The sequence below is a fragment of the Alteromonas sp. I10 genome (assembly GCF_003201515.1).
In the GTDB taxonomy this organism is placed as follows: Bacteria; Pseudomonadota; Gammaproteobacteria; order Enterobacterales; family Alteromonadaceae; genus Alteromonas; species Alteromonas macleodii.
Map to the genome: position 1 here is coordinate 225,798 of NZ_QJJN01000002.1, position 20,925 is coordinate 246,722.

11 protein-coding genes are annotated in these 20,925 nt (G+C 46.0%); 5 read left to right on the forward strand and 6 right to left on the reverse strand.

Annotation, left to right across the window (positions count from 1 at the left end):
* Positions 1-30: 30 nt before the first annotated feature.
* The 3 genes from BZA03_RS05385 to gltB all read right to left on the reverse strand — a co-directional run bounded on the left by BZA03_RS05385 (position 31) and on the right by gltB (position 7,572).
* Complete coding sequence (locus tag BZA03_RS05385) at positions 31-1,548, reverse strand: M20/M25/M40 family metallo-hydrolase (RefSeq protein WP_110288184.1); 1,518 nt, start codon at positions 1,546-1,548, stop codon at positions 31-33.
* A 128-nt stretch (positions 1,549-1,676) separates the two neighbouring features.
* On the reverse strand, positions 1,677-3,092 hold the full coding sequence (locus BZA03_RS05390; protein WP_014950544.1) for an FAD-dependent oxidoreductase: 1,416 nt from the start codon (positions 3,090-3,092) through the stop codon (positions 1,677-1,679).
* Positions 3,093-3,105: 13 nt separating this feature from the next.
* The gene (gene gltB, locus BZA03_RS05395; protein ID WP_014950543.1) at positions 3,106-7,572 is read right to left on the reverse strand and encodes a glutamate synthase large subunit; all 4,467 of its coding nucleotides are present in this window, start codon (positions 7,570-7,572) and stop codon (positions 3,106-3,108) included.
* A gap of 662 nt (positions 7,573-8,234) precedes the next feature.
* Here gltB and BZA03_RS05400 point away from each other — a divergent pair.
* The 5 genes from BZA03_RS05400 to BZA03_RS05420 all read left to right on the forward strand — a co-directional run bounded on the left by BZA03_RS05400 (position 8,235) and on the right by BZA03_RS05420 (position 15,738).
* Complete coding sequence (locus tag BZA03_RS05400; protein ID WP_014950542.1) at positions 8,235-9,170, forward strand: N-acetylmuramoyl-L-alanine amidase; 936 nt, start codon at positions 8,235-8,237, stop codon at positions 9,168-9,170.
* A 99-nt stretch (positions 9,171-9,269) separates the two neighbouring features.
* Entirely contained in the window at positions 9,270-11,624 is a 2,355-nt protein-coding gene (gene arcB, locus BZA03_RS05405; RefSeq protein WP_014950541.1) for an aerobic respiration two-component sensor histidine kinase ArcB, read from the forward strand.
* Positions 11,625-11,798: 174 nt separating this feature from the next.
* Positions 11,799-12,353 carry a PH domain-containing protein gene (locus BZA03_RS05410; protein ID WP_061486464.1) on the forward strand — a complete coding sequence of 185 codons (555 nt, stop codon included), beginning with the start codon at positions 11,799-11,801 and terminating at the stop codon, positions 12,351-12,353.
* Positions 12,353-14,059: a PH domain-containing protein gene (locus BZA03_RS05415; RefSeq protein WP_110288185.1), complete on the forward strand. Its 1,707-nt coding sequence runs from the start codon at positions 12,353-12,355 to the stop codon at positions 14,057-14,059. The genes BZA03_RS05410 and BZA03_RS05415 overlap by 1 nt, the downstream gene beginning before the upstream one ends.
* A gap of 101 nt (positions 14,060-14,160) precedes the next feature.
* Positions 14,161-15,738 (forward strand): sodium/solute symporter, encoded by a 1,578-nt coding sequence (locus BZA03_RS05420; RefSeq protein WP_110288186.1) that lies wholly within the window; start codon positions 14,161-14,163, stop codon positions 15,736-15,738.
* Positions 15,739-15,748: 10 nt separating this feature from the next.
* On the opposite strand, the gene BZA03_RS05425 is transcribed toward BZA03_RS05420, so the two are convergent.
* The 3 genes from BZA03_RS05425 to acnD form a co-directional block, all read right to left on the reverse strand.
* Positions 15,749-17,005 carry a response regulator gene (locus BZA03_RS05425; RefSeq protein WP_014950537.1) on the reverse strand — a complete coding sequence of 419 codons (1,257 nt, stop codon included), beginning with the start codon at positions 17,003-17,005 and terminating at the stop codon, positions 15,749-15,751.
* 121 nt (positions 17,006-17,126) lie between these two features.
* On the reverse strand, positions 17,127-18,308 hold the full coding sequence (prpF, locus tag BZA03_RS05430) for a 2-methylaconitate cis-trans isomerase PrpF (protein WP_110288187.1): 1,182 nt from the start codon (positions 18,306-18,308) through the stop codon (positions 17,127-17,129).
* Between the two features lie 11 nt (positions 18,309-18,319).
* Entirely contained in the window at positions 18,320-20,911 is a 2,592-nt protein-coding gene (gene acnD / locus BZA03_RS05435) for a Fe/S-dependent 2-methylisocitrate dehydratase AcnD (RefSeq protein ID WP_110288188.1), read from the reverse strand.
* Positions 20,912-20,925 lie beyond the last annotated feature (14 nt).

Sequence of the window (20,925 nt, forward strand, 5' to 3'; positions counted from 1 at the left end):
TTAAAGCATCACTTCATCACTACAACTCTATTACTGGTCATAAGGCGTGGTCAGTAATTGATACAGCGCATTTGTTCCACTGTAAAAGTTCCCTATACGTAAGTTTTCATTAGGGGCGTGTTGATTGTTATCAGCATTGACTAATGGAATAAGAATTACCGGCTTCTCTATACTGTTTACTAGCGGTGCGGTTGGAACAGTACCCCCCATCATTGGAATAACTACAACCTTCTCATCGCTTACAGATTCTAGTGCCTTTTGCGCCCATAGACCAACTGGCTCATCGAGGGACGTTTGTAGTGCTGCAGTGCCGGGGCTAACTTCTATAAGAATGAGTTTTTCATGCTTTAGACGGGTTTCTTTTGATGGCAATTCGTCCACAATGTGATATCCCTTAGCTGTTATATAGTCTTTTAACAGCTTAACTTGTCTGGACGAGTGAGCCTCTTTTGTAGTTCTAATATCGATGGACGCTGTAGCGCTAGCCGGAATGATTGTCCTTACTGCTGTTGTGCTTGCAGCGCTCAATCCATTGATATTTAGAGATGGAAGACTAATGGATTCATAGTAGTTGCCACCTACAGACTCTGACTTTGTTACCCCAAGGCGTGCCAATAGTGCATTTTCATCAATAGGAATGTCTCGAAGCACCTGTTTTGTTTCTTCTGACAGAGGAGTGTCTCCGTAATAATTAGGAATAGTCACCTTGCCATTTTCATTTTTCATCCCTGCTAAGAGTGTTGAGAGCATAAAAGCGGGGTTTTGAATGTAGTTGCCAAAGTGCCCACTATGGCTATCAGAGTTTGGTCCGAAAACAGTGAGCTTAACCAGTGTCGCACCGCGATGACCGAAAACCACGGTAGAAGCGTTGGATGGATGCATGGGACCGTCTAACATTACTACGGCATCTGCAGAAAGCTGCGCTTTGTTTTTTTCTATCACTTTTGCGAGGGTAGGAGAGCCACCTTCCTCGTTTGAATCAAGGAGCACTTTGATATTAACTGATGGCGTCACCTTATTCGTCGAAAGTGAGTTTATGGCTGCTAGTAACATCATTATTGGGGCTTTGTCGTCAGATGCCGAGCGCGCAAAAATACGCCAATTAGGGTCATAGTCTTTATCGAGTAAAGAGAGTGGTTTTTCAACCCAGCTGTCATTTTCTTCGATTTTTAGAACGGGCTTCCAAGGGCTGTCTTGTTCCCACAACTCAGCGTTAACCGGTTGACCATCCATATGTGCATAAAAAAGCAGGGTAGGGGCATTTTTCCCAGCTAGCATGTAATCAGCATACAGCATCGGCATGCCGTTGTTTTCCAGCAGCTGAGTATTAAAACCATACTCGCTGTATTTCGTTGCCGTCCAACGCGCAACCTTTTCTATATCAGTTGCTGATTGCGTTGCAACGTTGGGTAGCGTGAGATATTCCAAGTAGTCTGCGAACACTGCTTTAGCCGAGCGAGTGGTAAGTGCGTTACTTTCCTCTGCCTGGGCGCAATATGAAACGGAAACTAAAAATAACCCGTAAAGTAGCCCTGTCCGCAATCTCATGATGTCATCTCTTTATTCAATTATTCTATCTAATGTAAATCGTATCTCTTTAGTTTTAAATAAAAAAAGCTCGATAGCAGAACTATCGAGCTTTTCGTGATTGGACAATAGGCTTTAGTTAGCGAAGGTTAAACGCCAATATAGTCCATAATCCCTTCTGCGGCTTTACGGCCTTCGTCGATAGCAGTAACAACCAAGTCACTACCACGTACCATATCGCCACCGGCAAAGACTTGCGGGTGAGAGGTCTGGTAAGCAAATTTGCCAGCAGATGGCGCGCGTACGCGACCTTTTTCATCAAGCATAATGCCGAAGTCAGCAAACCATGGCGCAGGGCTGGGCTGGAAGCCGAAGGCGATAATTACCGCGTCTGCTTCTAGTACGTGCTCTGAACCTTCCACCTCAACAGGGCGGCGGCGACCATTGGCATCCGGTGGCCCCATTTCGGTTTTAACCAGCTTAACACCACATGCCTTACCGTTTTCATCTACTGCAATGTCTAGCGGCTGAAGATTGAATTTAAACTCAACCCCTTCTTCTTTCGCATTAACAACTTCGCGGCGAGAGCCTGGCATGCTTTCTTCGTCACGGCGGTATGCACAGGTAACTTGGGCAGCGCCTTGGCGAATTGACGTACGAACACAGTCCATGGTGGTATCACCACCACCTAATACAACGACGCGCTTGCCTTTCATATCAATGTAATCAGCAGGATCTTTTTCAAGGCCCATTACGCGATTGGTGTTGGCGATAAGGAAAGGTAAGGCTTCGTGAACGCCTTCAACTTCTTCGTTATCGAAACCACCTTGCATCGACTTGTACGTACCCATGCCTAAGAAAACAGCATCGTATTTATCAAGCAAATCCTGGAACTGTATGTCTTTACCAATTTCAGTGTTAAGTACGAACTCAACACCCATCTCGGTAAAGATTTGGCGGCGTAGCTTGATCACGTCTTTCTCTAATTTAAAAGACGGGATACCAAATGTAAGTAGGCCACCAATTTCTTCGTATTTGTCGTAAACAACAGGTTTAACGCCGTTACGAACCAGAATATCAGCACATGCAAGACCAGCTGGGCCTGCACCTACAATCGCCACTTTCTTGTCGGTCCATACTACGTCAGACATATCTGGGCGCCAGCCCATTTTGAATGCTGTATCGGTAATGTACTTCTCAATACTACCGATAGTAACTGCACCAAAATCGTCATTCAGTGTACATGCACCTTCGCACAGTCTGTCCTGCGGACATACGCGGCCGCATACTTCCGGCAAACTGTTGGTTTTATGAGAAAGTTCCGCAGCTTCTAAAATGCGGCCTTCGTTGGCCAAGCTTAACCATTGTGGAATGTAGTTGTGCACTGGGCACTTCCATTCACAGTATGGGTTACCGCAGTCCAAGCAGCGATCTGCTTGGCCTTCGGTTTGAGATTGGCTCAGCGGTTGATAAATTTCCGCGAACTCTTGTTTACGTACCATGATCGGCTTTTTCGGCGGATCGATACGTTCAACATCGACAAATTGATATACGTTCTTTGCCATAAACTAAATCCTCCTACTGAGCCTGAATGCGTAATTCAGCACTTGAACGACTGATGTGACCAAGCAAGTTTTTCACATCACTGGTTTTTGGCTTAATAAGCTTGAAGCGTTTCAGCGTTGCGGCGAAGTCAGTAAGCAACGACAACGAGTGCTCGCTTCCTGTTTCTTCGTAATGCTGATTAATTAAGCCACGTAAGTGCTCAGCAAGAATCGCTTTATCTTCAATTGGCATTACATCGACCAGTTCCGCATTTACACGGTTATCAAGGTCGTCACCATCATCCATAAGATAAGCAAAACCACCAGTCATACCTGCACCGAAGTTAACACCAACCGGACCAAGTACAGCCACGATGCCGCCTGTCATATATTCACAGCCGTTATCGCCAATGCCTTCAACTACCGCAATAGCACCAGAGTTACGTACGCCAAAGCGCTCGCCAGCACGGCCAGCAGCAAACAGCTTACCGCCTGTTGCACCGTAAAGGCAGGTGTTACCCATAATGGCGCTGTCGTGGGCGTCGTAAGAGATATTGCGAGGTGGGTGAATAACAAGCTTACCGCCGGTCATCCCTTTACCTACATAATCATTGGCATCACCTTCAAGGTGCATATGCAGGCCGCCAGCGTTCCACACACCGAAGCTCTGACCCGCTGTACCGGTAAGTTCAACTTTGATAGGTGTATCTTCAAAGTCGTGGTTACCGTGGTGTTTAGCGATTTCACCTGATAGCAATGCGCCGACAGAGCGATCCGTATTGCGGATTGGGTATTTAAGGGTAATAGATTTACCGTCAACAACCGCTTGCTGGCCGTCTTTAAGCATCTGCGCGTTCAATTCACCTTTATCGATAGGTGCGTTGGTCGTTTGTGAGCAAAATAAGCGCGTATGGTCGCCTGCTTTAGGCTGCGCTAGCAACGGAGACAAATCTAAACGGTTTTGCTTAGCGGTAATGCCATCTAGAACTTTAAGTAGCTCTGTGCGACCAACAAGGTCGTCGAACTTAGCAATACCCATAGACGCCATGATTTCACGCACTTCTTGAGCAATAAACTTGAAGTAGTTCATTACCATATCAGGTAAGCCAATGAAGTGGTCGTCACGCAGTTTTTGATCCTGCGTTGCAACACCGGTCGCACAGTTGTTCAAGTGGCAAATACGTAGATATTTACAGCCTAAAGCCACCATTGGACCTGTACCAAAACCAAAGCTCTCAGCGCCTAAAATACCGGCTTTTACTACGTCTAAGCCTGTTTTCAAACCACCGTCGGTTTGAACGCGTACTTTGTGACGTAAGCCGTTTTCAATAAGCGCTTGCTGAGTTTCAGATAAACCAAGCTCAAATGGGCTACCCGCATACTTAACTGATGTTAGCGGGCTTGCACCTGTACCGCCGTCGTAACCTGAAACGGTGATAAGGTCGGCATAGGCTTTCGCTACACCCGTTGCAATGGTGCCAACACCCGGCTCAGATACTAACTTAACGGATATAAGTGCCGTTGGATTAACCTGTTTCAAATCGAAAATCAGCTGTGCCAAATCTTCAATTGAGTAAATATCGTGGTGCGGAGGTGGTGAAATAAGGGTTACACCCGGCACAGAGAAACGTAGCTGTGCGATGTATTTATTTACCTTATCGCCTGGAAGCTGACCACCTTCACCCGGTTTTGCACCCTGCGCCACTTTAATTTGAATAACGTTTGCGTTAACCAAATAGTGAGGCGTCACACCAAAGCGACCTGAAGCAACCTGCTTAATTTTAGAGTTCTTTTCAGTTCCAAAGCGAGAAGGGTGTTCGCCACCTTCCCCAGAGTTAGACTGACCGCCCAGGCGGTTCATGGCAATCGCTAGTGCTTCGTGCGCTTCAGGGCTTAGTGCACCAATTGACATTGCCGCAGTATCAAAGCGTGGGAATAAGTTTTCCGGTGCTTCTACTTCACTAATATCAATAGGGTCGCAATCAGGGTTTATAGCTAGCAAGTCGCGAATGTGCGCAGGCGCACGCTCGTTAACAAGCTTTGCATATTGCTGGTAGTCGTCGTAGTTACCAGACACCACAGCCTTTTGAAGCGTACTGACTACGTCTGGGTTATAGGCGTGATATTCGCCACCGTGCACGTATTTAAGCAAGCCGCCGTGATCGACAGATTTACGCTTAAGCCAAGCAATACGGTTTAGGTTGATAAGATCTTGCTGGAAATCATCGAAGCCCGCACCTTGAATGCGTGAAGTCACACCTTTAAAGCATAACTTCATCACTTCGTTGTTAATACCCACTGCTTCAAACAGTTTAGAGCTACGGTAGCTAGCAACAGTGCTAATACCCATTTTCGACATGATCTTGTACAAGCCTTTGTTGATACCCTTACGGTAGTTCAACGTGGCCTGCATAGGAGAAATATCTAGCTCACCTTTTTCACAAAGCTGCTCAATAGTTTCATATGCTAGGAATGGGTAAACCGCAGTGGCACCTAAGCCAATCAACACCGCGAAATGGTGTGGATCGCGGGCACTTGCTGTCTCAACAACAACGTTAGCATCGCAGCGTAATGACTTTTCAACTAAGCGACGTTGTACCGCACCAACTGCCATTGCTGCAGGGATAACCAAGCGATTTTGTTTAATGTTTCTGTCAGACAGAATAACGAACGCAGCACGCTTGTTTTTAACCAGCATCTCGACTTCGTTACACACGCGCTCGATGGCTTTCTTCAAACCTTCTTGCGGCGCATACTGAAGCTCCACGACTTCTGAGTAGTAGTTGTCTGGGTTAAATTCGCGCAGTTGCTTAAGGTCGGTATACATTAGCACTGGCGAGTCAAACAATACGCGGTCAGCGTAACCTGAGGTTTCGCTAAATACGTTTTGCTCGCGGCCAATACAGGTTGCCAACGACATAACGTGGTTTTCACGTAGCGGATCGATTGGCGGGTTAGTTACCTGTGCAAATTGCTGACGGAAATAGTCGTAAACCGTACGCTGACGAGATGACATAACCGCCATTGGCGTGTCATCACCCATTGAGCCAACGGCTTCTTGACCGTCTTTCGCAAGTACTTTTACAACTTGTTGAATTTCTTCATAGCTATAGGCGTGTAGCTTGTGGTACACCGCCATGGCATCGTCGTCAAACACACGTTTACCAATTAATGACGCGTCAAGCTTTTCAATTGGTGTAAGTCGACGAATATGCTTGTCTAGCCACTCTTTATAAGGATGGCGTGCTTTTAAGTCTTCATCAATTTCAGTAGAGCGCCAGATTTTGCCTGTGTAAGTGTCTACAGCAAGCATTTCACCTGGGCCTACACGGCCTTTTTCAATTACGTCAGCTTGCTCGTAATCCCAGATACCTACTTCTGAGGCTAGGGTAATGAAACCGTTCTTAGTAATAACGTAACGTGCAGGACGTAGACCATTTCTATCAAGGTTACAGGCAACGTGGCGACCGTTAGTTAAAACGATACCCGCTGGGCCATCCCATGGTTCCATGTGCATAGAGTTGAACTCGTAAAATGCACGAAGATCATCGTCCATGGTCTTGTTGTTTTGATAGGCGGGTGGAACAAGTAACCGCATAGCACGGAATAAATCCATACCGCCGGCTAAGAATAGCTCCAGCATGTTATCCAGCGATGATGAGTCTGAACCTTCAGTATTAACAAAAGGTGCTGCATCTTTAAGATCTGGAATAAGTGGCGTTGCGAATTTAGCAGCACGTGCCATGGCCCAGTCGCGGTTTCCTTTAATGGTGTTAATTTCACCGTTGTGCGCAAGGAAGCGGAAAGGCTGAGCAAGCGGCCAGCGTGGTAGTGTATTTGTTGAAAAGCGTTGGTGAAAAACGCAAATTGCGCTTTGCATACGCTCATCGGCAAGATCGTGATAAAAGGCGGGTAAATCTTTTGGCATTACCAAGCCTTTGTAGATCGTTACCAAGCCCGACAAACAAGCTACGTAAAAATCGGGATCTTTCTCAAGACGTTTTTCAGCGCGGCGGCGGATCATATACAAACGACGCTCAAGGTCGCGTTTTCTCCAACCTGCTGGCGCGTTCACAAATACCTGTTCAATTTGTGGAACACCCGTTAGCGCTAATTCACCCAGTACTGAGTGGTCGACAGGCACTTCGCGCCAACCCACTACTGAAAGTGTTTCTTTTTCTAGTTCTTCATTAAGTACTTCACGCGCGGCTTGCGCAAGTACCGGGTCCTGACTTAAGAAAATCATGCCCACGCCGTATTTTTTGCTGAGTTTCCAGCCATTTTCTTCGGCGATTGCATGGAAGAACGCATCCGGTTTCTGTAGTAATAAACCACAGCCGTCACCGGTTTTCCCGTCGGCGGCGATACCGCCACGATGCTGCATACGGTCAAGACCGTGTATTGCAGTAGTTACCAATTCATGACTGGCTTCCCCATGAGTGTGAGCGATTAAGCCAAACCCACAGTTGTCCCGGGAATCATTGGGATTATATAAACTCATCTCTTAACTCCTTCAACCTTTTGACTGGGCAAGGTATGCGTTGCGTGTAGATGCGCCTAGGTTTGCGTATCACAACATTATTAGACGTCTTGTATGCCTGCGAGCGGTATTGCTCGCGGCGTGCGCCTTTCTTGTCGTTATTTTATTATTAGAGGATTCCAGTCGTTTCCGCATTTTTATGCATTATTGCGATGCGGGCCGTACAAAATACCCACATTAAAAACTAAAATCAAACGCTAAAAGTATAAGCTTTATAGTGAATTAGTATAAATATAATTAAATATATATTAATCAGTCGTTTACGTGTCATCATTTATGTTTGTAACAAAAATGTTATCAGTATTGCAAAGTGAATAACTCACCCCTTATAAATGATATTACTTCTCATTTGCGTTTTATTAATGAATAAATATGCTTTGAAATTGATGTTTTATGTTGTCAATAGCGGTTTGCGGTGTATTTTTATTAATTTGTAAAGCTATGGTTCCACTAATATAAGTAGTTTGCTATATTGGTTGAAAATTAACCACAGGTAAGGCTCGTGGTGTGCTGAAGGATGTTGATAGAGAGCCCTGTGTGTGAATTGAGTATACGCTTATGTGGAAGGCGAAGAATAAAAATTCACTGTGGTGGCGTGCTGTTAAGACAATAAGGATTATTGTATGAATACACTACATGCTTCACCACTGCCTTTATTTAGTATAGATGATCATATTCTAACTGGCGACAATATCACCTTCAGGCTTTCTCCTAACACATCTGGGCGTTTTCAATCTGGATCTCCCGATACTATTGTTATTCATTTTACCGCCGGCAGTAGCCTTTCATCTTCGGTGAATGTCTTGACCAATGCCGATAGCGGTGTGTCAGCTCACTTTGCCGTTGGACGCAATGGTGACATTGTTCAAATGCTTCCGACTAATAAAATAGCGTGGCACGCAGGAGAAAGTTATTACGAGGGGCGTAGTGGCTTGAATCAGTACTCTATCGGCATTGAATTAGACAATGCCGGCCAGCTTAAGGCTAGAGGAGACGGCACCTTTGAAAGTTGGTTTGGCGAAATTTTTGGCGAGAATGAAGTATTAGCTGCCCAGCACATTAACCAACAGTCTATGGGCTATTGGCACAAGTACACCGACGTACAAATTGTTAGGACGCTATCGCTGTGTAAAGCGTTGTGTAGCCACTACAACATCTCTACTATCGTCGGGCACGAAGAAATAGCGCCGTCACGAAAGGTCGATCCTGGCCCCGCTTTTCCCCTTCAAAGACTCAAAGCCGCTGTTTTGCAAAGTGATAGTGAAACGTGGGCAACTGAGTCAAGTGATTCGAATTCACAGCGAGAGGCGCATGATCAAATTCAGCGGGATCTCGCTAGCCCTGTAAAGCGGGTGGCCAATGTAAGTGCCAATTCGCTGAATGTGAGAAAAGGGCCAGATGTTTCGTACCCAACTGTCGAGAACGGTTTGAATAAGGGCGAAGTGCTAAAAATACTGGAAAAGCGAGGGGAGTGGGCGAAAGTGTCTTACACGAAGGTGGGATGGGTGAATACCAAATACATTAATGAAATTACTGAAAAGTCGCCTTTCAAATCCTAATTCTGAGCAGGGCCACAGAGTTATGCTTTGACAAACCGCATTCCCGAAAAGAGGAAAGCCTGATAGGATAACCGCAAAATAAGCTTAAATTAGACGTACATGCATTCAGATTCACCAAACGATTCTTGGGCAATTCGCTTTGCCCAATTTGTTCAGCGTTTTGGCACTCTAAAGCTCAGCATATTGTTTGTTGTTCTTTCGCTTGTGTTTACGCTAGGGGGCTCATACGTAATTCGCGTGAGCATGGGAAGCCAGGTTCAGCCCGATGACTTCATCAGTGCTGTAGTACTGACCATGTTATCTGCGCCTTGGGTACTTTATTTCTTTAGTGAGTTAATCAAGCAATTAGAAAACTCACGTACCAACTTAAAGGAAGTGGTAAGCCAGTTGGAAAGTTTGCGTGAAGAAGATGTCTTTCTTAACCGCGAACTTCAAAGCAACATCAGACAGCTTAATCACGAGATAGAGCAGCGCAAGCAAGCACAAGAAGAGCGTGAGGCGCTGTTTAAAGACTTAGAAAAAGAGATTCAGGATAAATCTGAACAGGAAGCACAAGCACGCCGCTTATCAACTTTATTACGTTCAATCATCGATGCCTCGCCAGACTTAATATATTACCGAAATGAAGAAGGCAGGTTTGCTGGTTGTAACCGTATAGCGGAGCTTATGACGGGCAAAACCGAGCAAGAGCTGCTTGGCTTAACGCCAAAAGACGTATATGAGGAAGAGCTTGCCCGCCAAATTGTAGCGAGTGATCACGAAGTTCTAGAAACCAACGCCAGTATCACAGAAGAGCTGTGGCTTCGCTTTGCTGATGGACGTCGTCGTTACTTCGAAATGAAGCGTGTACCTTTCTTCGATAAAGACGGTAATCGCCTTGGCTTGTTGTCGTTCGGTCGAGATATGACTGAGCGTAAGCAGGCTGAAAATGCTGCTGCAAAAGCAAGTACCGACAAAACTCGCTTTATCGCAACCATAAGTCATGAGCTACGCACACCGCTAAACGGTATTGTGGGCTTAAGCCGTATGCTGCGTGATACCGAGTTGAGTGAAGAACAATTTAACTGGGTAAGTACGATATACGCCAGCGCTATAACATTAGGTAATATTTTTAACGATATTATCGACCTTGATAAGTTAGACAGAGATAAGCTTGAGCTGAGTCTAAAAACCATATCGTTGAAAGACTTTACCGAAGAACTTAGCAGCATTATTCGTCTACTTGCAGCCGACAAACAGCTAGAGCTTAAAACGACAATTAACGAGCCGCTTCCCCGTCTTGTTGAAATAGATGGTACGCGCCTTCGTCAGATATTATGGAACATCCTGTTTAACGCAGTGAAGTTCACACAAAAAGGTCACGTAAGTCTAACGGTTTCATCGACGAAACCTGATGGTGATAAGGCGTATGTAACATTTGTGATTGAAGACACGGGCGTAGGTATTCCTGAAAGCGAAATTGATAAGATTTTTGCCATGTACTATCAGGTTGATCACCCTGACCACCAATCGGCCACAGGTACCGGTATTGGATTGGCAATTTGTAAGCAAATGGTCGACTTGATGAAAGGTGAAATTCACGTTTCAAGTAAAGTGGGTAAAGGCACCCGTTTTGAAATTGTGTTGCCTGTTCAAATTTCTAATAGCCCGATGAAAGTCGCGCAGCTTCAAGTGACAGGGCTCAATATCTTGTTAGTAGAAGATATTGAATTGAACGTAATGGTCGCTAAAGCCTTGCTCGAGAAGCTTGGCCAGAAAGTCGATGTAGCAATGACCGGTCAAGAAGCCATAGACAAAGTCAGGGAAAACCAATACGACCTTATCTTGCTTGATATTCAATTGCCTGACATGACAGGATTCGATGTGGCAAGTACGATTATTGAAGAAGATCTGGTTATGCAAACGCCTATCGTGGCGCTAACGGCAAACGTCATTAAAAAGCGTGATGAATACTTAGAAAACGGTATGGATGACGTTATTGCGAAGCCGATTAAAAAATCTCGCGTTATCGAGGTGTTTAACGAGCTGTTCCATGCACCACCTGCACCGCTTGAAATTGATGGCGAAGTAGAGCGCCCCGAACCTAACAAAACATTAAGTAACATTTTAGATATGGACTTGTTACAGATGTTAGTTGATACCATAGGGGATGAAATGGTGCGCGCTAGCGTTAAAGTATTCCAAGAAAAAATGCCTGAATACATGGAAATACTGCAGCTAAGCTTAAGTGCGGACGAAAAGTCAGAAGTGTGCTCACAGGCTCACAAAATTAAAGGCGCCGCTGGCTCTGTTGGTTTGGCTCGTGTACAGCGTATTGCTAATCAAATTCAACAGGGCGACCACCCTACATGGTGGGAGAACGTGCATGATTGGGTGGAAGAGCTACAAATGGCCGTTCAGCACGACATGAAGGCACTACACGATTGGCTGAATGAACAGCAGGTTGATGACTAGTTAGCATAACGCGCTCTTTAATAGGAAACGTAAAAAAGAGGGCTTGCCCTCTTTTTTGTTATAAAAACTGCGCTAGAGAAAGCGTTCAGAGCAGCGTTGCTAAGTAGCTAAGCCTCTCCTTAAAAAAAGCGGCAGGCTGATCTTATTTATACAGTGGTAAAAGGAATTAATGCGATGACAATTAGCGCACAACAAGAAACCGTGTTTTCAAATAATCAGCTCAGTGTTGAGGAAATTCCCTCACTTCAAACGCTCGCATTACTTCCTATATCCAAAAAGTACCGGACACTAAATATCCTCTCCATTGGATTGATAGCCTTAGTGCTAATCGGTATTGCTTCTGCGTTACGATTCCAAAGCTTTTGGTCATTGCCAGAAGGACTGCTGCAAGCCTACCCGTATGTTGTTGCTGGTATCGTCGCTGTAGGCTCTCTATGGGCGCTGTACCACTTTTTTGCTGATGTACGCATATTTTATGCGATTCGAGAGCAAGACATCAGTAAGCAATCAGGGCTAATTTTTAGAAAACTTTCGTGCCAACCTATTTTGCGTGTTCAGCATGTAGAGGTTAATCGCGGTCCATTAGACAGGTGGGCGGGTCTTGCTTCACTTCAGGTGTTTTCGGCTGGTGGTGAAATGCACACGTTTGAAATACCTGGGTTAAGCATTGAAAGGGCAGAGCAGTTGCGTGAGTTCATTCTTGCTCATAAAGACATAGGTGCACGCTAATGACGGTATCAGAAACGCCCTCACACCAAGCGCCTACACTTAATCAGTCAAAAGAGCTGAAAGAAGATGCTGTGCTCAAATCCCATGGGCAAGATGCTAATATGGAAGAACCGAAACTTAAAGTAGAGACGGGTGATGAGTGGCAGCGCCTCTCTCTAATTTCTATTTTGTATTTTACTATTCGCAATTTTACCAACTCGGCTCAAGTGCTTATTTATACCATTCCCGCCTTAGCCATATCGTTCAATATTTGGGATAACCTGCTGTCGCCTGAAGTACTAATCGGTGCTGGAATCCTCTTTCTATCTACCAGTGTCAGCGGCGTAATAAGCTTTTTAATGTACAAGTTTCGCGTGCACAACCAGCACGTTGAGATTCATCATGGCGTGTTTCAACGCCGCTATACCAACTTGCCCTTGTGGCGTATTCAAAACGTTAAGATAGAACGCCCTTTTTATTACCGACCTTTTGGGTACGCGCTAGTGGTGCTTGATACAGCAGGAAGTGGGAAAGAAGAAGCTAAAATTGTAGCGGTTCCTGAAGGTTATGCTGAAGCGCTAAAAAAGCAGGTGTTGTATGAAAAAGCGCTGCACGATGAGGGTGACCTGGATTGTTTGCCAAATGAAGATTTATCCGACGAGCAGAGTTCGTCTTTTCCCTCGCCACGAACACGCGCTAAAGCGGTAGATTCTTCCCATTCAAATGAAGAAGTATTAAATCGACGGTCCGTGAAAGACATTATTATTCACGGTATCACCAACAATCGCGTGTGGATCATACTGGGTGCTGCGGCACCTTTCTATGACGATGTGTTCGGTCTGGTTTCAGAGTGGTTAGCCGATAAAGGCTTGCAGCTTAATCAGCTGGTTGGTGAACAAACGGTTGCGTGGTGGCAATTTGGATTGTATGCCTTTGTCATTCTCATGATGCTTATGGCGTTAGTGGCACTGCTGAGTGTTGGTGGCGCGCTTTTCACTTTTTACGGCTACACACTTTCACGAACAGGTGATCGCTATATCCGTCGCAGCGGCTTGCTTAATAAACTGGAAGTCAGCATGCGAGCTTCACGCATCCAAATGATTACGGCGAAGCAAGACTGGCTAGATAAAATACTAAAGCGGGTGAATTTGTATTTTGAGCAGAACTCAACGGCTGGGCAGCAAATGCAAGAACTGATGTCGCCAAATAAGCTTATTGTGCCATCGGTAACCGAAGATGAAGCCTTCGCGCTTAGTCAAGAAGTGATGCCTGGATGTGACCTGCGAGGTCAAGATTATCAAACCATTAGTAAGCGATTTATTACTTTTTGGTTGCTTGCGGGCTGGACGTTGCCTTTTATTACCTTTTTCACTATTGGCGCTGTGTCATCCCATCTAGATATTATGCTAGGTTCACTCGTTGTCTTTAGTGCGGTATCGCTGTTACTCACGCTTAGGTGGTGGCGATGGGGTATAGCCTATGACAGTAAGTACGTTTATATAAGGCGAGGTAGAATAGGCATCGACTATCAATGCTTTGAGCCCTATAAAGCGCAGCAAGTTATCGTTAAGCAAAGCGTGTTTATGAAGCGAAGAAAACAGGCCACCGTTAAGTTTGTACTGGCTTCGGGGGCGGTGACTGTGCCGTTTCTACCAGAAGACTACGTTAATAAACTAGCTGATAGTGTGCTATTCGAGGTGGAGTCAACCAGAAGGTCTTGGATGTAACGTACACTGTTTCTTTGAGCGCTGCTTTTTTATACGTTTTTTATGCAAATAGACCGAGTTTATGTAATGGTAGGTATTTAGTTGCTTAACCTTGCGTTTATATGGATATTCTTGATTACAGTGTCATCGCGATTTACCTCATCACTTTACTCGTCATCGGCTTTAGCTTGCGTGGACAGCAGTCAAAGAAAGATTATTTTCTCGCTGGAAGAAGCTTAAGTTGGAAACCGCTGTTACTTTCAGTGATGGCGACGCAACTCTCGGCGGTCAGTTTCATTTCCGCTCCTGCATTTGTCGGCTTCCGTGAGGGTGGAGGGCTGATTTGGCTCTCTTATGAACTGGCAGTTCCGTTAGCCATGCTTTTACTCATTACCACCGTGTTGCCTACATTATACCGAAGCGGTGTGGTGAGTATTTATGACTATCTTGAGCGACGTTTCTCTACCTCTACCCGTATTTGTATCAGTGTTGTATTTCAATTTAGCAGAGCCTTCGCTACCGGCATAATGGTTTACGCGCTATCCATTATATTGCAAGGAACCATGCAGGTTTCATCCACGCAGGCAATATTACTCATTGGTGTGATTACCGTTTTGTACTCCTTACAAGGAGGCATGAAAGCAGTTGTATATGGTGACGCGGTACAAATGGTTGTCATCGTTTTGGGCACAGCTATCTGCATTGCTTTTGGTCTTAACGCATTAGGCGGTTGGGAGCATTTTTTACAGTTACTTCCAAGCGAGCGGGTCTCTACCCTTAATTTTTCATCTCTGGGTGTTGATGGTGACGGCTTCGGCTTTTTTCCTATGGTGCTAGGTGGCGTGATCCTTTACGCCTCATACTACGGTTGTGATCAATCAGAAGCACAGAGGGCATTGTCAGCGAAATCGGAAAGCGATCTTAAAAAGATGATGTTAGCCAATGGCATTTTTAGGTTCCCTATAACACTTCTATATTGTTTAGCAGGCTTGGTGGTCGGCACACTAGCGTTTAACGACGCCAACTTGCTATCGCAAATTCCTAAAGATAATCCGGACTGGCTTATGCCGGTCTTTATTCTTAATTATTTACCTCATGGGCTTATCGGCTTGCTTGTGGTCGCTATTCTTGCTGCAGCCATGTCATCACTGAGCTCAGCAATAAACTCTCTTGCCGCTGTTTCGCTTGAAGATTATTTCAAACTCACTCGGAAACGCGCAAAACCTGAAGGCTACCTGAATCATGCTAAGTTTGCGGGCTTGCTTTGGGGAGGGATTATATTGCTGCTTTCGCTCAATGCTGGCGATATAGCGCCTACCGTAATAGAAGCGGTGAACAAAGTGGGCTCTGTTTTTTTTGGTCCTGTCTTGGCTGTGTTTCTACTTGGCATGCTAACGAAGAAGATAAATGCCACACAGGTCAATACCGGCCTGATGTGTGGCGTGCTGACTAATTTGTCGTTCGCATTTTTTGTCGAGGACGTGTTTTGGTTTTGGTGGAATGTAACGGGGTTCGCGAGCACAGTGATACCCGCTATTATCTTGTCTGTTTTGTCAGCTAATGATGAAAACGATACAGCGACGATCACCACCTCTGGTCAACGACGCTTACTGATTGATAAGCCGATTGCCACCCTATTGCTTGGCTATTTTTGCTTATTGGTCGTTGTTTGCTACTTAATGCCGCGTTGGCTGCAGTAGACTCAGTGATTTACGCTTCTACTGTTTTGGCGACTGAGTCTCTCAGAATGATCTGATCTTTGCCCGCGTGCTTAGCTTCGTATAAGCGCGCATCAGCCACTTCTAACTGCGACTCCAAGCACTTGTGTTCCTCGGTACATACGCCGATACTGCACGTGATATTGAACTTGTGATTGGTAAAAATAGTAGAGCGCACTGCATCCATAAACGCTGAAAGCGCAGATAGATACACTTTAGGTGGCCTTACCGATACCACTGTAAATTCTTCACCCCCATAGCGCACAATAAGATCGTCGGGGAAGTAATCTTTTAACAATGCTGCAAATTCCTGCAATAACATGTCACCCGTTTTATGGCCGTAGGTATCGTTTACACTTTTGAAGTTGTCAGCATCGATCATAGACACAATGACATCCTTTCTCGACGCTTTATTGGCAAATAACTCCTCTGCTTTTTCGTAGAGAAAACGGCGATTGTATACCTTGGTTAGCGGGTCTAAGTTTGCTGAATTTCTAATGGTTTGAATCATTTCTTGTGATTCAAGGTTTTGCATAATTCTGCAGTAGAATTCTTCGTGATAAAACGGTTTGGACAGGAAGTCATTGGCGCCGCTCTTAATGAATTTCGAGGTCAACACGCTGTCGCCGTTTGCCGATAAACCGATAAATACCAAGTCTTGCATGCGTTTTTCGTGGCGTATTGCTTTAACTAGTTCATAGCCGTCCATATTGGGCATACGGTGATCGGCAATAACCATTTTAATATCGCGGTGATTATCAAGCTCTTCTAACGCTTCTAAGCCATCGTTCGCTTCATGTACCTGAAATTGGAATTTGCGAAGTAATGAACAAATGTGATTTCGGCTCGTTCTAGAATCTTCCACCACCAACACTTTGGTAGTGAGATTCTTTCTTAAACGGTCTACAAGTTTAGACACTTGAAGGTATGAATAGCGAGACTCTTTTGTGATGTAATCCAGTACGCCCTGATCGAGTAACTGAGCACGGGTAAATTCGTCGAAATTTCCAGTAAGTACGATGGTTGGAACGTTGTAGGAAAGTGCAAGCTCAACGCTCTCGCCGTTGGGCGCGTCGGGAAGGTTTAAGTCGACGATGGCTGCCAAGTATTCGGTGTCACTCTCGAGAGCACTTTTCGCTTCCGCAAGATCTTCGCACAGATCACACGTAAAGTGAGGATTATCCTCAATAAGTTTGTTTACAATCTTTCGGACAGTGAGACTGTCTTCTACTACAAGAACTTTATACATGTGATCTACTCTCGGCACTTAGGCTTCGATAATAACCAATTATAGACAAAAAAGCCCTCAAAGAGAGGGCGTTTTATACTTATGTCTAAATAATTTTATTCTTATATAACATTGCGTTGTACTAACTTTGTTCAGCGGGAACACGCACGGAGCCTTCCATCAAAATACGTGCGCTTCTGCTCATTACAGCTTGCTTAATTTGCCATTTGTTATCTTCAAACGTAGCTTTTGCTCCTACTCTAAGCGTTCCAGATGGATGCCCAAAAGTAACCGAGTCTCTTTCGTCGCCGCCAGCTGCGATATTTACAAGAGTGCCGGGTATCGCCGCAGCCGCTGCGATCGCGACTGCTGCCGTGCCCATCATAGCATGATGAAGTTTCCCCATAGACAGTGCGCGAACCAATACATCAATGTCTGAACCCAAAATATCTTTGCCACTGGAAGCTTGGTAACCTCTTGGAGGTGCAACGAACGCGACTTTTGGTGTGTGCTGCCTGTTTGCAGCTTCACCCACATCATTGATGAGCCCCATCTGAACCGAGCCGTGTGCACGAATTGCTTCGAACTTGGACAGCGCCTCGGAGTCGCTGTTTATATCATCCTGCAGTTCAGTGCCTGTGTAGCCAATATCTTCTGCGTTGATGAAAATAGTAGGAATACCCGCGTTTATCATGGTCGCCTGAAGTGAGCCTACGCCTGGAACTTCAAGTGTGTCGACTAATCGTCCTGTCGGGAAGATTGCCCCTTCACCGTCAGCTGGGTCTACAAAGGCCACTTCTACTTCTGCGGCAGGGAAGGTGACACCGTCTAGTTCAAAGTCGCCGGTTTCCTGTACTTCCCCGTTAGTCATTGGCACCCTAGCGATAATGGCTTTGTTAATATTGGCTTGCCAAATATTGACGGTGGCGATGCCGTTTTCTGGTAATTTACTTCTATCCACTAGCCCATTGGTTATCGCAAATGCGCCTACGGCTGCCGTTAGGTTTCCGCAGTTTCCACTCCAGTCTACGAATGGCTTGTCTATGGCTACTTGACCAAATAGATAGTCGACATCGTAACCTTCACGTTCACTTTTGCTTAAGATAACGGTTTTGCTGGTACTTGATGTAGCACCGCCCATACCGTCGGTTTGTTTACCGTACGGATCGGGGCTGCCAATTACGCGCAGAAGCAGGGCATCGCGCGCCGGACCTGGCTTTTGCGCGGCTTCTGGCAAATCGGTTAAATTGAAAAACACACCCTTACTGGTACCGCCACGCATGTAGGTAGCCGGTACTCGAAGTTGTGGCGCATACTTTGTCATGTTTTTTCCCCTCAGCTAGCTTCAGCTTCTAAGAAGTCCTTGGCGAAGCGCTGTAATACACCGCCTGCGCTGTAAATAGAGACTTCTTCTGCGGTATCTAGGCGACAGGTTACTGGTACTTCTAGCTGCTCACCGTTTTGGCGGTTTACTACTAGCGTAAGCGTTGCACCTGGTGACGGTTCGCCGCTTACGTCGTACGTTTCTGTGCCATCTAGCTCAAGGGTTTTACGTGTAGTGCCTGGTTTAAACTCAAGGGGTAATACGCCCATACCAATTAGATTAGTGCGGTGAATACGTTCGAAACCTTCAGCTACAATCACTTCAACACCCGCAAGACGTACGCCTTTAGCTGCCCAGTCTCGTGACGAGCCCTGACCGTAGTCAGCGCCGGCTACAATAATCAGCGGCTGTCTGCGGTTCATGTAGGTTTCAATAGCTTCCCACATGCGCATAACTTGTCCTTCTGGCTCAACGCGCGCCAGTGAACCTTGCTTCACTTCACCGTTTTCAAGCACCATCTCGTTGAACACTTTCGGGTTCGCAAGGGTAGCGCGCTGTGCGGTTAAGTGGTCACCACGGTGTGTGGCATACGAGTTAAAGTCTTCTTCCGGTAAGCCCATTTTGTGGAGGTATTCACCTGCCGCGCTGCTGGCTAAAATAGCGTTTGAAGGCGACAAGTGATCGGTGGTGATGTTATCTCCCAAAATAGCCAGTGGACGCATACCTTTCATGGTGCGCTCAGCATCCATTGCGCCTTCCCAATAGGGCGGGCGACGAATGTAGGTGCTCATTTCACGCCAGTCATAAAGCGGGTTAATGTCTTTGCCGTAGTCCACGCTTAAATCGAACATTGGCTCGTACACTTTTCTGAAGTGCTCTGGTTTAACCGATTTCGCTACAATAGCGTCAATCTCTTCATCGCTTGGCCAAATATCTTTAAGCGTTACTGGGTTGCCTTCTTTGTCGGTGCCCAATATGTCTTTTTCAATATCAAAGCGCACGGTACCGGCGATGGCGTAAGCTACAACCAGTGGTGGCGATGCTAAGAATGCTTGCTTTGCGTAAGGGTGAATACGGCCGTCGAAGTTACGGTTACCCGACAATACTGCGGTTGAGTAAAGATCGCGGTCGATGATCTCTTGCTGAATTTTGGGGTCTAGCGCGCCGCTCATACCGTTACAGGTAGTACACGCAAAGGCAACCACGCCAAAGCCTAAATCTTCCAGCTCGCTCATCAGGTTAGCTTCTTCAAGATACAGCTTAACGGCCTTAGAGCCTGGTGCTAGTGAGCTCTTAACCCACGGCTTACGGGTTAAACCGCGCGCGTTGGCATTTCGAGCAAGTAAACCTGCAGCAATTACATTGCGTGGGTTAGATGTATTGGTACAACTTGTGATAGCCGCGATAATAACCGCGCCATCAGGCATTTTGCCTTCCTCCTCGGTCCACTTCGCTGCTATACCGCGACTTTCTAAATCGCTGGTAGGTAAACGTGCGTGTGGGTTAGAAGGGCCAGCCATGTTGCGGCCAACAGCAGAAAGGTCGAACGTAAGCACCCGCTCATACTCGGCAGTTTCTAAATCATCAGCCCATAAACCTGTGTGCTTGGCATATTGCTCAACTAGCGCAATTTGCTTTTCCTCACGTCCTGTTAGGCGTAAGTAATCAATAGTTTGCTGGTCAATGTAGAACATGGCTGCAGTGGCACCGTATTCCGGTGTCATGTTCGAAATGGTAGCGCGGTCGCCCAGCGTTAGGTGCGATGCACCTTCACCATAGAATTCAAGATATGCGGAGACTACGCGCTCTTTACGCAAAAATTCAGTTAACGCTAATACAATGTCGGTTGCGGTAATGCCTGGCTGTGGTTTGCCCGTTAGCTCAACACCTACAATATCAGGCAAGCGCATATATGACGCACGGCCCAGCATAACGCTTTCCGCTTCAAGACCACCCACACCCACAGCAATAACGCCAAGTGCATCAACATGCGGCGTATGGCTGTCTGTACCTACTAGCGTGTCAGGGAAGGCTACGCCATCGCGAGCTTGAATAACCGGCGACATACGCTCCAAGTTGATTTGGTGCATAATGCCGTTACCCGGGGGGATAACATCCACGTTCTTAAATGCCGTTTTTGTCCAGTTGATAAAGTGGAAACGGTCGTCGTTACGTCTGTCTTCAATTGCACGGTTTTTTTCAAACGCGTCTTTCTCAAAACCAGCATGCTCTACAGCTAATGAGTGATCCACAATCAACTGTGTTGGAACTACTGGGTTAACCTTCGCCGGATCGCCGCCTTTTGCGGCAATAGCATCGCGAAGCCCGGCTAAGTCTACCAGTGCCGTTTGACCCAAGATATCGTGACACACTACGCGAGCAGGAAACCACGGAAAGTCCAAGTCGCGCTTGCGATAAATCAGCTGTTTAAGTGAGTCGGTAAGCATTTCAGGGGCGCATTTACGCACCAAGTTCTCAGCCAGTACACGTGAGGTGTAAGGCAGCTTGGCGTAGGCGCCAGGCTCAATAGCATCTACCGCTTCACGGGTATCGAAAAAATCGATACCCGCGTTAGGAAGCGGTTTACGGTAATCAATATTCATAAAACCCCAACCTT

Bases quoted from the DNA above. Each gene is read 5' to 3' on its own strand.
- BZA03_RS05385 (WP_110288184.1), bottom strand. From the start codon at position 1,548: ATGAGATTGCGGACAGGGCTACTTTACGGGTTATTTTTAGTTTCCGTT.
- BZA03_RS05390 (WP_014950544.1), bottom strand. From the start codon at position 3,092: ATGGCAAAGAACGTATATCAATTTGTCGATGTTGAACGTATCGATCCG.
- gltB (WP_014950543.1), bottom strand. From the start codon at position 7,572: ATGAGTTTATATAATCCCAATGATTCCCGGGACAACTGTGGGTTTGGC.
- BZA03_RS05400 (WP_014950542.1), top strand. From the start codon at position 8,235: ATGAATACACTACATGCTTCACCACTGCCTTTATTTAGTATAGATGAT.
- arcB (WP_014950541.1), top strand. From the start codon at position 9,270: ATGCATTCAGATTCACCAAACGATTCTTGGGCAATTCGCTTTGCCCAA.
- BZA03_RS05410 (WP_061486464.1), top strand. From the start codon at position 11,799: ATGACAATTAGCGCACAACAAGAAACCGTGTTTTCAAATAATCAGCTC.
- BZA03_RS05415 (WP_110288185.1), top strand. From the start codon at position 12,353: ATGACGGTATCAGAAACGCCCTCACACCAAGCGCCTACACTTAATCAG.
- BZA03_RS05420 (WP_110288186.1), top strand. From the start codon at position 14,161: ATGGATATTCTTGATTACAGTGTCATCGCGATTTACCTCATCACTTTA.
- BZA03_RS05425 (WP_014950537.1), bottom strand. From the start codon at position 17,005: ATGTATAAAGTTCTTGTAGTAGAAGACAGTCTCACTGTCCGAAAGATT.
- prpF (WP_110288187.1), bottom strand. From the start codon at position 18,308: ATGACAAAGTATGCGCCACAACTTCGAGTACCGGCTACCTACATGCGT.
- acnD (WP_110288188.1), bottom strand. From the start codon at position 20,911: ATGAATATTGATTACCGTAAACCGCTTCCTAACGCGGGTATCGATTTT.